This window comes from Leptobacterium flavescens (assembly GCF_010671605.1).
In the GTDB taxonomy this organism is placed as follows: domain Bacteria; phylum Bacteroidota; class Bacteroidia; order Flavobacteriales; family Flavobacteriaceae; genus Leptobacterium; species Leptobacterium flavescens.
In genome coordinates, this window is the sequence record NZ_JAABOO010000002.1 from 621,502 (window position 1) to 635,707 (window position 14,206).

The 14,206-nt window shown below is 42.2% G+C and carries 10 protein-coding genes; 1 reads left to right on the plus strand and 9 read right to left on the minus strand.

Features of this window, described 5'->3' with window-relative positions; translation table 11 throughout:
• Nucleotides 1-2 precede the first annotated feature (2 nt).
• The 8 genes from GWK08_RS10430 to GWK08_RS10465 form a co-directional block, all read right to left on the minus strand.
• On the minus strand, nucleotides 3-1,700 hold the full coding sequence (locus GWK08_RS10430; protein WP_163607048.1) for a hypothetical protein: 1,698 nt from the start codon (nucleotides 1,698-1,700) through the stop codon (nucleotides 3-5).
• Nucleotides 1,701-1,721: 21 nt separating this feature from the next.
• Nucleotides 1,722-2,234 (minus strand): hypothetical protein, encoded by a 513-nt coding sequence (locus GWK08_RS10435; protein WP_163607050.1) that lies wholly within the window; start codon nucleotides 2,232-2,234, stop codon nucleotides 1,722-1,724.
• Nucleotides 2,231-3,481, minus strand: coding sequence for a DUF6638 family protein (locus GWK08_RS10440; RefSeq protein WP_163607051.1), 1,251 nt, complete (start codon nucleotides 3,479-3,481; stop codon nucleotides 2,231-2,233). The genes GWK08_RS10435 and GWK08_RS10440 overlap by 4 nt, the downstream gene beginning before the upstream one ends.
• 1 nt (nucleotide 3,482) lies before the next feature.
• Entirely contained in the window at nucleotides 3,483-5,453 is a 1,971-nt protein-coding gene (locus GWK08_RS10445) for an AAA family ATPase (RefSeq protein ID WP_163607053.1), read from the minus strand.
• A gap of 21 nt (nucleotides 5,454-5,474) precedes the next feature.
• The gene (locus tag GWK08_RS10450) at nucleotides 5,475-6,524 is read right to left on the minus strand and encodes a hypothetical protein (RefSeq protein ID WP_163607055.1); all 1,050 of its coding nucleotides are present in this window, start codon (nucleotides 6,522-6,524) and stop codon (nucleotides 5,475-5,477) included.
• A gap of 68 nt (nucleotides 6,525-6,592) precedes the next feature.
• Nucleotides 6,593-7,936: a coiled-coil domain-containing protein gene (locus GWK08_RS10455; RefSeq protein ID WP_163607057.1), complete on the minus strand. Its 1,344-nt coding sequence runs from the start codon at nucleotides 7,934-7,936 to the stop codon at nucleotides 6,593-6,595.
• A 276-nt stretch (nucleotides 7,937-8,212) separates the two neighbouring features.
• Nucleotides 8,213-9,907, minus strand: a complete 1,695-nt coding sequence (gene ettA, locus GWK08_RS10460) for an energy-dependent translational throttle protein EttA (RefSeq protein WP_163607058.1) — start codon at nucleotides 9,905-9,907, stop codon at nucleotides 8,213-8,215.
• A gap of 40 nt (nucleotides 9,908-9,947) precedes the next feature.
• Nucleotides 9,948-10,124, minus strand: a complete 177-nt coding sequence (locus GWK08_RS10465) for a CAL67264 family membrane protein (RefSeq protein ID WP_239524912.1) — start codon at nucleotides 10,122-10,124, stop codon at nucleotides 9,948-9,950.
• 229 nt (nucleotides 10,125-10,353) lie between these two features.
• Between GWK08_RS10465 and GWK08_RS10470 the strand changes: the two genes are divergently transcribed.
• Complete coding sequence (locus tag GWK08_RS10470; RefSeq protein ID WP_163607060.1) at nucleotides 10,354-11,982, plus strand: acyl-CoA carboxylase subunit beta; 1,629 nt, start codon at nucleotides 10,354-10,356, stop codon at nucleotides 11,980-11,982.
• A 1-nt stretch (nucleotide 11,983) separates the two neighbouring features.
• Here GWK08_RS10470 and GWK08_RS10475 read toward each other — a convergent pair whose 3' ends face one another.
• The gene (locus tag GWK08_RS10475) at nucleotides 11,984-14,203 is read right to left on the minus strand and encodes a carboxypeptidase-like regulatory domain-containing protein (RefSeq protein WP_163607062.1); all 2,220 of its coding nucleotides are present in this window, start codon (nucleotides 14,201-14,203) and stop codon (nucleotides 11,984-11,986) included.
• Between the last annotated feature and the right edge of the window lie 3 nt (nucleotides 14,204-14,206).

The following is a 14,206-nucleotide window of genomic DNA, read 5'->3' on the forward strand; positions in this document are numbered from 1 at the left end:
TATTATTGTTTTCCCGCAGGCAGGCTGTCTGATAGCTTCAGACTGTCTGTCTCTGCTTTAATTTCCGCCCGTTTGTCCATAACAACAGAATCCAGCTCCTTTAGCGGTAATTCCGGAACAGAATCCTTTAACCGGTTTTCCTCCTGAAAATAATGTCCGATCTTCTCAGAAGACCTCCATACTTCATTTAATTGTGTATAAATACTTTTATCCCAGTCTGAAGGGTGTTTTGCATCTATCCAGATCACATCTCTGTATTCTACATCTACCAAAGCCAGATCCGGAGTGGCCGATCCGTCAAATTTCTTGCTCTCGTCCCGTTTGGCAGCTATAGTGGTCAGGACGAACATTCTTTTCCTTCCGGCTATTTCCTTTATATACGGTCTGAATTCTACCGGGGCATTTACAGACCAGTCGTATTCTTTTTTAGATTCCATTACCTTTAAAGGCATTGCAGATACTCCTGCCTTACCTTCTTTCTTTTTGGCGTGGTTGTAATACCAGAGCCTGTCGGTACCATCGGCGGGAACAAAAACACTAAAGGCAAGACTGGTTCGCTCCTCTCCCACCGGTTCCAGGCCAAACCAGTGATACAGCCCTTCGTAGGCCTCCTTGTCTACTCCGTCAAAATTAAAATCGGTAACAAAGGGTTGCTCATTCTGATCTTCTTTAAGATCGGGGATCTTTACCGCGGTTTCCATATTCCACGGAAGGGGGTCTGTAAACCCACCCAGGAACATAAGCGATTGTGCCTGCAAGCGGGATACTTTTTCGGATAATGTATTCTGCCCCCGTAAATAGGAATAGTTCTTCATTTTTTTCGGGCTGATATAGGTTCCCTTTCCCAAAAAGATACGTTCCAGATAATCTCCAAAATTATGCTCTCCGGACTCTATGACCATCACCCCTCCAAATACGGGATACGGAAAAAAGAAACCTTTCCACCTGATAAGACTGACCACCTGAACCCATTTCCCTTCATCATTCTTCATATAAAACACCTGATCGGGCTCCATGGTCAATAATTGCCAGGGATTGAACCTTTGTACCACTGCATTATAGGTATTCCTGCTAAAAGCCAGGGATTCCCCGATGGAAAAGGTTACTCCCACCCTGTTCTCCCCGGAAAACCTGGGAAAAGGTGAAGTGCTGGAAACCGAAAAGATCTCTTCGGTATTGTCATTAACCCGCTGCCAGAAATATTCCTTGGCTGGCTGTACGGCCATCGTCCACTGGTTTACATTATCTACCCTTACCAATTGCGGAGGGGAAACCTCCTGGGTCTCCGAAACCGACTCATAAGCCATGGTCACAATATTATTATAAGGCTGTATACGTTCATTCCTTGTTAGAGGGAGTTCATTTATTTCTATTAAGTTCAGGTCGTTAAAAATATTGTACTTCTGCATATAGCTGTACATCCCCATATTCCATCCCACAAAATAAACCGCAGCCAGGAACAGGCCTGTAAGCCCCAAAATAAGCATCCGCCTGCCTATCTTTTCCGAATTCCTGAACCTGGATATCCCAAAATATAAAACAACCCCAGCCAGAAGCCCCATAAAGATGTATTTCCTCAGGAACAGCAATGCCGGCTGATAATCATCCCTCATAATGATAAGAAGGAGCAACAGGACAAAGCCCGTTACTATAAGTACAACCTTCTGTTTTCTTCCTTTTTGCCAGATTCGTTTAATCATTTTTGGTATTTTTAAGTTAGGTTACAGCAATCCCTGATCTTTTAAGCGCTCCCTGGCGCTCTTCTCTTCCTTTTCGGGAGCAGGTTTCTTTTCTACATCCTCCTCTGGGGTCTCTTCTTTCTTATCTGAGAAAATATCAGATACCATTTCCTTCCCTTTTTCGAACTTTTCATCAAAGGCTCCTTTATTGTCATCTATCTTCTTATTGGCAAATACAATGGCTGAAGCAATATAGGTCCCTATAAGCATTCCTACCACAGAAGCGGTAAACAGCTGAAAACTAAAAATGTTCAGGGGAGTAAGTACACTCACTCCTCCATATATTAGCAAAAAGAACAGCAGAATATAAACCAGGCGGGCTATAAAGGATTGCTGATGCAAAAAACCTTTGCGGTCGTCGGGTTTCATCTGTAGCTTTTTGGCATTTGCCAGCTTATTAAAAAAGCGGTAAAGTGAATTATTTCTGGATTCCCTCCAGTACAGGAGGATCCCAAGTAATATAGCGGCTATAAAAACAATGATCTCCAGTGTCATGATTCTTCATTTTTATGTTGTTCTTTAATATAATCTATAATCCATTCCTGATAGGACGAGTCCCACTTTTTATAGGTTTCATAAAAAGATTCCTTGTCGTACCAATACAGGAATAAAGGGTCTTTGGGAGCTATTTTGATCAAAAGCTTCCAGATCAGGTCCTTTTGCTTTTCAGATAAGGTAGCATGCGGCTCACAGAGGGCATGAAAAAACTGATGGTCTATATGATCATATACATTTAACTGTTTATCGATCAGCACTTTTTCGTTATACCTTTCTACTCCCATTACGATATTTCTCCTTGAAATATCCATTTTGTTCAGATAACTCTTAAATAATATCTGGTTACTGATGATCTCTTCCGTACTGTGTTCTATTTCTTCAAGCTGTTCGATAAGGATGTGTTTTTTGATCCTTTCATAACGCTCGGTCTCAACAACCTTTTTGAGGTTGTAATCTATAAGGATGTTCTTTTCCAGCTGCGCGATCAGTTCTCTGTCCTGAATATGATAGATAAGCACATCGTGCAACGTATCCTGAATTGCCTTCTGATGCCATTCCCGCGATTCGAAGATCATAATAGGCCTGGCGAACTTCCTGATGATAAAAACCCCGCCAAATGCCCTAGTATAGAAGGAGGAAGTCTTATAATCAATAGGTTTCAGGCTTAGCTTCCTTTTTCTCAGGTCGCCGTATTTACGGGCGGAAGCCAAAAGCTGAATATGTATTTCCTCATCTATAAAATTATTGCCTTCATTAAAATGAGTTATAAGATCCTGCTGCTCTTTCTGCACTTTATCCAGTTCGTTCAGGAGCTTAAAGCCTACGGAGATATTCTTATATTTTAAGAGATCGAATGGCTCGTAAAATGCATCTATATACTGATCGAGGTCCACACAGACCGCTCCGTCCTTGGTAATATCTTTTAAAACCGCGCTATAGGTATCGAATATGATAGCCATGATCTCCCTGTCAAAACTGTGAAAAGGAACATAAACCGGCCTTCCTTCCTGCATAGGGCTGATAATAATAGCATGCGGATTTGCCTCTCCGTTATTCAGATAGTACAGATCGTTCTTTTCCTCTGCAATTTCCGGGCTCCATCCGATCCCGTCCACAGAAAAGCCATCCAGCCCGGTAGGGGTCTGCCCGATCATGGTCAGGCATTGATTATACCGCTCTACCAACGATCCGGTAACAGGTACCAAAGCACCTCCAAATAGTTTTTCTGCTTTTAATTTATCCATTTTACTTTCCGTTCTGCTTGTCAAAAGCCTTTCCGGCTTCCAGATTAATATTCATCTGCATTACCTGCTTGTCTACTTTGCGTTTAAAGTCGGTATCGGCAATAATGGCCATATTATCCAGATACCTTACGACTTCCTGCCTTCTGATATCTGAAAAGTTCAATCCTTTCATATTCGCTCTCATCAATTCCTGCAACATGGCATATTTGGTATCGTAATCCTTTTGAAAATAGGCCTCCGGATTATCAAACCATTCTTCCGGCAGGTCAAAATCGGTTAGTCTGAGAGATACGGCACTCTGAATATTTCGCACATCCCTCGAAGAGAAGAAGGGAAACTGCTTCTGTATCTCCTTATACAGGTCTGCATAAAACTCATGTTCCGAAGTCTTGTGATCCTTTTCAATTCTATCGTATATTTCCAGTACCCGCTCTTCGGTCGGTTTTTCTACCTGCTGAAGGATCTCCCCCAGATTGGCAGCAAGGCCCTGATCGCTCAGGTAGGTATATTTCGGATCCTTCATATTTACAAAATCGGGCATTGTTTTTTCCAGTTTATTCCACCACAGATAATCCTGATCAAGAAAGTCTGCAGTTGTCCTGGCCCCGTCTATTTTAAACCTTCCCTGTATTCTCGAAATAACCGCTTTGTCCAGCTGTTCCGGCAGGTTGGTAAACAGCCCAATGGAACTATTCCCGTAATTCACGGCATAAGCTCCTTCCGTATATCTTAAAAATACACCTATCACTTCCTTAACCCCGGCGGAGACTCCCTGAGCTGTTCTTTCCTGGAGGTTATTCTCGGCATCGTCTATAGGCGCAAAAATGATCCGGGTTGGATCCTGCATAGGTTTCATCCATTGTACCATTTTTTCGGCCGAGCCGCCCTGAAAAGTCGATATCAGCGTATCGGGCATAGGGTGAAAAAGGAAAGGGATAGACAGGTGCTCACATCGCTCCTTGAGCATAGTAGCTATGGCAGCGATAAGCATACTCTTCCCGGTTCCGGGGATACCATAGCCCATAAATACCGGCATAAAACCTCCCAGTTCCTGAAAAGGGTTTTTCTTGGTGCTGAAATCGTAACTTAAAATACGTTCGGTAAGCCTTCGGGCAAAGTGCTTGGCATCTCTATTCCCGACTATATCTTCAAACTTTACCTGGTTAAACTCCACACTCTTAGCTGCTCCGGCAAATACATTTTCCCAGCCGGAAACGGCAAATTCCGAATCTTCCAGTTTATAGGTGCGATCTGTTATTACCTCGGTATGATCGAGAGAACTTCTGCGAAGCTGAATTTCATCGATAAGAGCCTCAAAATACACCGCAGCAAAATCAATTACATCCTTATCGGAAGTAATGAGGTCCGGATGGTTTAAATACCTGTCAAAATAAAATAAGGCACAGGAAATACCTTTTAGAGGTGATTGAAGGGAAAGTTCCGGGATCCCGGCAAATTTATTCTTCATCACACTCAGGTCGTCCGAAGCTTTATCTCTGAGTTCGTATAAAATATAGTAGGCCGTACCGAACAGCATAAATGCCGTGGCCGTATTTAGTTTGGATTCGTATTCCCGTTTCTGTTCCCCGCTAAGGGTAGCTTTAGCCTCATTGAGTACGGAAAGCCCGGATGCATCATAATAACTGTCTTTAAGCCAGATACCAATACTTATTCCTTCCTGAACTGAAAAAAGGGTCTGGTTCAGATACAGGGGAATAGCAATAGAATCGGGAAGCAGCCTCTTTTTCAAGGCCAGGATGGTCTTGGATACCGAGGTAATTTCCCTGGTACCGCTCCCGCTGGTTGCTTTAGATAAATAAAGGAGGATATTATCTTCCTTTTTGTTAGAATTATCCCTGTTTTTGGCTTTATACCCCTGCTCCCACTGTATTCCTTTTAAATAGGAGGATGCCTCGTCCCTTACGATAGCGAGTTCCGATTTCTTAATGGGAAAAGTTGTATTGTGTTCCATGAAGATGTGATTAGTTGTTCTTTAAATTCTTAATTCTTTAGCTTCAAAAGGTTCTGCCGATAACGAATCTATCAACTTAGGCAGTTTAGCATATAAAAGCTGAATGATCCTGTGTGGCGCAAAAAGATACTTTTCTGCACGCTCTACCTTCCATATCTGAAGCTTCTGGCTGGATAACAGGCCTCCTTCCTTAAAAACCCCGGTACTGACCGCCTGATCTATTTTCAGGGAAAGCGCAAAAGAAGACAGTTCGATATCTTTTTTAGCAATACTGCTCAGCAGCACATGGGTTATATTATTCTCGTCCTTTGCAAAAACCGTGTGTAAAGGCCCCAGGTCTATCCTTCTGATCTTCTTCGGCCGGACCTTATCCAGTTTTTTATCTATTCCGTAGGCCATAGCATCCAGGTCCATATTCCTGTCAGCTACCTGCTGCAGGGTCTCGTAGATCTCCGGAGTGTATTCATCTATTCGTTTTCCGTCATAATCAAAGTACATAAAGCATACGAAAGGACGGTTGCTGCCTATATCGTAAAAACTCCAGCTCACCAGATAGGAAGCATCGTATTCTTCGGTCTCTATTATTTTACCCTGTACAAAGCGCTTAAAAATGTAGTTCTTATCGATTGTGGTATAGTAAATAATAGAAGATGCCTGGTGCAGTTTTTCTTTGGAAACATGCTTTTTGTCTTTCATCAGGCTATCGAGAAATTCTGCTTTCAACTCTTCTACTGCCGGGAGTTTACCGATATGCTCATGCCTTAAGAGTAAGTCATTATACAGGTATCTGAGTTCCAGGTAATTCGGAAAACCCGAATCCGTAAGATCCACTCTCAGGTTCTCTTCTTCATCATACATATATTTAACCCGCATTGCTTCTATGGAATAGCTCAGAAGCTCGCAATACTGCTTAAAGAATACGGTTTCCTGATTGGAGCAGATATAGTATTTTCTCAGTGCCGAAAGCAATTCGTTCAGCACATGATCTACCATTTTAAAGTAAAAAGAGTATTGCTCCTTAGAATCTAAAACCGCAGAGTCCAAAGGGGTGACTATCTGATTAACAGGCATTTGATCGGTTTAAACTTAAAACATAAAACAAGCTCCCTGCCTACTGCAGGGAGGCTAAAGTATATTTCTTACGACAGGAGATCGTCGCCGGAATTGTCTGAAGGCTGATCTCCGGATGTATCTCCTCCCTCATCTGAAGGTGGGTTATTATCCGAATTGTAATACTCTTCGAACAGCTCTTTCATATCTATTCCGTATCTGTTGGCAAAATCCTTGCGGATCTCAGAATCTTTTGCCCTTATCTCCTGAAGTGATTCGGCATAGCTGCTGTAAATTCCTTTCATTACTTTCTCGTGTACCGGAATATTCTCCATCATACTCTGACGGGCTTTGGAACTGGCGGTATGCATAGAAGCAAGGGTTTGCCCGATATGCTCGTCCGTGCGTACTCCGAGGTGTTCAAGAATGGCTGCAAACTCCTGATCGGTCCTGGCCTTAAGTGCTACTACATATCCGTCGTAGTACTTGATCCGTTCTTCGGTATCCGATTTCAGTTTGGCCCTGTGTGTCTGTAAATTACTTCTCAATGAAGTAAGTACCTTGATCGTAAGGTTGTGTTTATGAACAAAACTGTCCTTACTGGCGGCCAAAGTAATATATGCGTTCTTTAAACCTTCCAGTTCTTCAACCTTCTGTTCTATTGTGGTTACTTTACTGATGGCATTGGAATACTCTGCAGATTGCTTATCCACGACCTCATCCAGCTCCTGGCGGGCCTGCTTTAACAAAGCGTATTGTTCTTCAAGTTTTTCCTCGGTCTCTTTCTTTTTTTCAAGGGCTCTGGTATGGTTCTTACTGGCTTCTACAATGGCTACCTGTAATTTATCCTCCACTTCCTTGATCTCTACCTCACGGTTCTTTAAACGATTGACCGCTGCCTGGCTTTTATAGGAAAGTTCGCTTAACAGGGTTTGAATATCGGCCTTTTCAATTCTTTCCTGAAACATCTGCTTGGCCTTGGAATCTGCATAGGACCTTTCTTTTTCGGCAGCTTTTAATTCGGCTTCCTTTTTCTTTATCCTGCTTTTGCGGCCAAAGAGGTTATTCCACCAATTATCTTTTACTGCCCTGGCAGATTCCAATTCTGCTTTTGCTCTTTCCAGTCTTTTCTGGGCATCATCGATTACTCTTTGTTCTTCCGCATTAAGGGTAGAGAATTTTTCAAAGATGATCCCTACCTCATCCTGGTAATCCGTAAGGTCTTTAATGGCATCAAGAAGAGATCTTCTGTCTGTTTCTGCCATTTTTACAACATCGTCTAATGTTGCATTCAATATTTTCTGACGTACCTCAGGATTCTGCTCCTGAGATAACTTGGATTTCATCTGGTCAATGGTCTTGCCCCAATTAACATCAACTTTTTCCTGTTCGGAGGAAGAATCGGTTTCTAATAAATCAAAATCATCAGACATAGTTAGTTAGTATTTAAAGTGGTTGTACAAAATCTGTTTTTTATTTCCTTAATCAGGGTAAAAAATTACGAATTAATAATTTTAATATTGAAAAAAATGTAAAATAAATACTACTTTTTTTTCATGATGGTTCTTTTCGAAAAGTGATCGTGTATTATATAGGTATGGGAAATATTTCTTTTGTTACAGTTATAGCTTAAAGCTGAGCTTAGATGCAACAAAAAACCCGCTAATTACTTGAATTAACGGGTTATATAATTTAAAAACAGGAGATTACTAATCCCTGATCAGTTTTTTGTACTTGATCCTTGTAGGCGTAACATCTGCTCCCAGACGCTTGCGTTTGTTCTCTTCGTAATCGGAGAAGCTTCCTTCAAAGAAATATACCTGAGAATCGCCTTCAAAAGCCAGGATATGCGTACATATCCTGTCCAGGAACCATCTGTCGTGTGAAATAACCACAGCACAGCCTGCAAAGTTCTCCAGACCTTCCTCCAAAGCCCTTAATGTATTTACATCAAGGTCGTTAGTCGGCTCATCCAGCAGTAATACGTTACCCTCTTCCTTAAGGGTCATCGCCAGATGCAGTCGGTTACGCTCCCCTCCGGAAAGGGTAGCTACTTTTTTATTCTGCTCACTTCCCGAGAAATTAAACCTGCTCAGATAGGCTCTGGAATTTACCTGCTTCCCTCCCATCATGACCAGTTCCTGTTCATCACTGAAATTAGCCCAGATAGATTTTTCAGCGTTTATATTGGAATGGCTCTGATCTACATAAGCGATCTTAGCCGTATCTCCCAGGTCAAAGCTTCCTTTATCCGGTGCTTCCTCACCCATGATCATTTTGAAGATCGTGGTTTTTCCTGCTCCGTTAGGCCCGATGATCCCCACGATACCTGCCTGAGGTAAAGTGAAATTCAGGTCTTCATAGAGTAATTTATCGCCAAAAGCCTTGGAAACCCCTTTGGCTTCAATAACATTGGTTCCTAAACGGGGTCCGTTAGGAATATAGATCTCCAGCTTCTCGTCCAGCTTTTTCTGATCTTCGTTAAGCAGCTTGTCATAATTATTAAGACGTGCCTTTTGTTTTGCCTGACGGCCTTTAGGTGCCATCCTAACCCATTCGAGCTCCCGCTCCAGGGTCTTTCTTCTTTTACTGGCCTGCTTTTCTTCCTGCGCCAGCCTTTTGGACTTCTGATCCAGCCATGAAGAATAGTTCCCTTTCCATGGAATTCCTTCTCCCCTGTCAAGTTCCAGGATCCATCCGGCAACATTATCCAGGAAGTACCTGTCGTGCGTTACGGCAATAACGGTACCGCTGTAATTTTGTAAATGCTGCTCCAGCCAGAGTACCGATTCGGCATCCAGGTGGTTGGTAGGCTCATCTAAAAGCAGGATATCGGGTTGCTTCAGCAGCAAGCGGCAAAGCGCCACCCTTCTTCTTTCCCCTCCGGAAAGTACTTTGATAGGAGTATCCGGTTCCGGGGTACGAAGCGCATCCATGGCGATCTCCAGCTTGGTATCCAGTTCCCATGCGTTGGTCGCATCTATCTTATCCTGTAGTTCTGCCTGCTTGTCCATCAGCTTTTGCATCTTATCTGCATCCTCATAAACTTCCGGCAGCGCAAACATATCGTTTATCTTATTGTATTCGTCAAGGACCTCCACAACTTCGGCAACTCCTTCCTTGACCACTTCAATTACGGTCTTGTCTTCATCAAGCTGAGGCTCCTGCTCCAGGTATCCCACAGAGTATCCGGGAGAGAAGACCACATTTCCCTGATAATTCTTTTCCACACCTGCAATGATCTTCAGCAAAGTGGATTTTCCCGATCCGTTGAGACCGAGAATACCGATCTTGGCTCCGTAGAAGAAACTGAGGTAGATATCCTTTAAAACTTGTTTGTTGGTACTTTGATAGGTCTTTGATACTCCGGACATGGAGAAAATAACCTTCTTATCGTCTGACATAATTAGTTAATTGTAAAAAGTTGGTTATGTAATTATATGATCACACTCTTCCCTTAAGTGCATTAAATACCCATGCTATAGCAAAGAAGCCAATACCAACGGCAGCAAAACCGTATCCCGATACTTCGTGATATCTGAATGCTCCGAGTGCTATTAAACATATTCCTACTATTATCATGATGAGTGTTGCGTATCCGAGTACTGTGTTTTTATTCATTCTCATTTGTGCAATTTTAAAAGCAATTAATGCGATTCTCCGGGGAGTTAGGATTACAAATATCTGATTTTTTAATCAATTTTTAAGTAATAAAAAATATAAGGTTTTCGTATTTTAGCATCCGTTCCCGAATCCCGGGAAAAATTAAGCAATAAAGTAAAAAAACAGAATATCTTAGTAAGTAATAAAATCATTGCTTCGACTATTCTGCCGCAATAAATACAATTTTATGGATATCAACTTCAACAAAAACGAAGATCACAATAAGTTACTACTTTCCGATTTAAAGAATAAACTGGCTCAAATAAAATTAGGCGGCGGTCAGAAAAGAATAGATAAACTCCACGGTGAAGGAAAAATGACGGCGAGGGAGCGTATCGACTTTTTATTGGATAAGGGTGCGAAACAGATCGAGATAGGTGCATTAACCGGAGATGGAATGTATGAAGAACACGGAGGATGCCCGTCTGGAGGAGTTGTTGTTAAGATTGGATATATTAAAGGAAAACAATGTATCGTAGTTGCCAATGACGCTACGGTAAAGGCAGGTGCCTGGTTCCCGATTACAGGAAAAAAGAACCTCAGGGCTCAGGAAATAGCCATAGAAAACAGGTTGCCCATCATTTACCTGGTAGACAGTGCCGGGGTTTATTTACCAATGCAGGATGAGATCTTTCCGGACAAGGAACATTTCGGGCGCATCTTCAGGAATAATGCAAGGATGAGCAGTATGGGAATTACCCAGATCGCTGCGGTTATGGGAAGTTGTGTGGCAGGTGGTGCTTATTTACCAATTATGAGTGATGAAGCACTTATCGTAAATAAAACAGGAAGTATCTTCCTTGCGGGAAGTTACCTGGTAAAGGCAGCTATCGGAGAAAGCATAGATAACGAAACCCTTGGAGGAGCCACTACTCATTGCGAAATAAGCGGAGTAACCGATTATAAAGCTGAAGATGATAAGGATGCGCTTACGACCATCCAGAATATCGTAGACAAGATAGGTGATTACGAAAAAGCCGGCTTCAGCAGGATAAAAGCGGTAAAACCCAAAGAGAAACAAGAAGATATTTACGGAATAATCCCAAAATCGAGAGCCGATCAGTACGATATGTACGAGATCATTAAAAGGCTTGTCGACGGTTCTGAATTTGAAGAATACAAAGCCGGTTACGGACAATCCATTATTACCGGGTATGCCCGCGTAGACGGATGGGCAGTAGGGATCATAGCCAATCAGAGAAAGGTGGTTAAGACCAAAAAAGGGGAAATGCAGTTCGGAGGGGTTATTTATTCGGATTCTGCAGATAAGGCCACCCGTTTTATTGCCAACTGTAACCAGAAGAAGATCCCGCTTATCTTTTTACAGGATGTTACCGGTTTTATGGTAGGAAGTAAGAGTGAGCACGGAGGTATTATCAAAGACGGAGCTAAAATGGTAAATGCCGTGAGTAATTCGGTAGTTCCCAAATTTACCATTGTTGTAGGTAACAGTTATGGAGCCGGAAATTACGCTATGTGCGGAAAAGCATACGATCCGAGACTTATAGTAGCATGGCCAAGTGCCGAGCTGGCAGTAATGGGAGGAGCCCAGGCTGCGAAGGTACTTTTACAGATAGAGACCGCCTCCCTTAAGAAGAAAGGCGAAAAAATATCCAAGGAAAAAGAGCAGGAACTGTTCAATAAGATCAAATCCCGCTACGATGCACAGGTTTCACCTTATTATGCAGCTGCCCGCCTATGGACAGATGCTATAATTGATCCGCTGGACACCAGAAAGTGGATCTCCATGGGAATAGAGGCAGCGGATCATGCACCGATAGAAAAACCGTTTAACCTCGGGGTAATTCAGGTGTGATCTACCTCTGACCTACCCTTATTTCCTTTAAGGTCTGATTGACATTTTGCTGGTCTACGGTAAAAAATGATTCCTCTCTGGTCTCACTTTCAGTACCGAAGCCTCTGTAAACCGTTACCTTAAAATAAGTTGGATTAAAACCGGTATTCCCGAAGTATTTCAGGTTGAGCAGCCATGTGCCTGCAAAGTCTTTTTCTATGTAGAAATCCTGCATCTGGAATCCGTTTGCCTTCTCCTGATCGATGCGCTCTCCCGAATTTACATGATCGTGTTTCCAGGTAGAGAACCTCTTATCAGGGCTGACAAACTGCAGGCTGAATTGTGCATCGGGATTATCCCATTCTACCACAATACGGGCATCGTATTTGTCATCTATAATAAAGGGTTCCAGGTTAGAGCTAAACGCTTCGGAAGCCTGTAACGCATGATACAGAGAGGTAGCTTCATGTGAGATAAACTGATACATCCCGGGATCTTTGATCTCTGTTTCCGAAATAAATTTCTCCAGGACCGAAGCTGCCAGTTTATATTCTCCCTTCAACTTATAGTGATTGATCAAACCATAGAGGGTAGTAAACTTTGTTGGATCATTAACTAATAATTGCTTATACACTCTGTATGCTTTTTCCTGCTCGCCCAAAGATTCATAAATATGCGCAAGCGTGGTTAATGCCGTTGTATTTCCGGAGTGTACTTCCATAATGTTCGAGAGGATCTTAAAAGCCTTTTCCCGGTCTCCCCTTTCTATAAAATATTCAAACATATTAATATAGTACTGATGGGAACTCGAGTATACAAAGCGGTCTTCCAGGTATTTCTCATAGGCTTTTTCCAAAGAACTCTCCACATGATAGGTTTCCATATACTTAGGCTCCGACAGAGGGATCTCCGCATAGTCTACCGCATCATCCTGATACAGTTTTTTATTTAACAGGGCCATACTATCCTTTTCACGCTGTATCCTCTTTCGGGCGGTTGCATAATTCCTGGTGGTGATTTTTATAACCCCACCTCTGGCTATAGAACCGTATCTGGCCACTCCTGCCAAAGATTTGATGATCACCACATCTTCGATAAGCCTTGGATCCAGGTAATCGGGATATTGGGTAATCGGAGTGTTATCTATTACATATAAAGGCTGTACCCTTTTGGATCCTCCCAGTCTGGTAAGGGTATTTCTTAAAAAGATCCTTGCGTTCTGTCCGAAGCCATCCACAAAGATCCCTGAACCTCTACCGTTTATTGCATCTGCAAGGAAAAAAGCACTGGGATTAAAGTCTTCGGATCTGATATGAATTACACTTGCCGCTGTTCTCTTACTTCTTCCGAAATCTACAGAACTGGCGGTTCCGCTAATGGTATCCTGGGTAATTACCACTTCGTTGAGTTCTTCCCTTCCCTGTATCATATTCAGATTTAGTGCTTTGCTGTTAGGCGTAACCGTAACTACTATATCTTCATATCCCAGGTGAGAGAATACCAGTTTATCATTGACATTCGCCTTTATCTGGTAGATCCCTTTTTCTGTGGTTACCGTACCTGTACCTGTGCTTTTGTTAACAATATTCACCTTGTTTAAAGGTTTCCCGAAATTGCATACCATTCCTGAGATCCTGATGGTCTTGTTTTTTGAAGCCTTTTTGGATTTGAGGTAACGTATATCGGCGTTCTTGACCAATTGAAGTTTTTTGCTGTGCGGATCATTATTCAGATCGATAATGTTTCCGTTAGAGTTTACCGCCAGGGTGTTCAATACACCATCGTTATAATCCTCAACACTTACTATACAGTAAACCGGGCTTTTGTATTTCCGGTCTTTTTTATTGTTGAAGAAATAGCCATCCGAAAAAAGGAGTATTTCATCAGATTCTATCTTATCTATCCCATTCGGGAAATAAGTGGCACCGTCATAAACCGTTTTCTCCAGATGTTCCTTCAGCTCTTTCCAGTTGGTCTTTTTTACCTTAAAGGTTTTTCTGGATACGTGCTGATAGGCAAAAGAAACTACTTCTACCTCTACATTTTTAAGGTGATTGAAATAATCGTTCAGAAAATTAAGTTCCCGGTTAAGTTTCTTGTTGTTAAGCGACCAGGAACCATCCCATAGAATGGTAATTTTCTCCGGTTTATCATTTATTGGTGAGAGCTCATTTGTAGCGTTTCCGTACTGACTGATCCACAAAAAGCACAGAAAAAACGAAAGGAATTTTAACTTTTTCATACA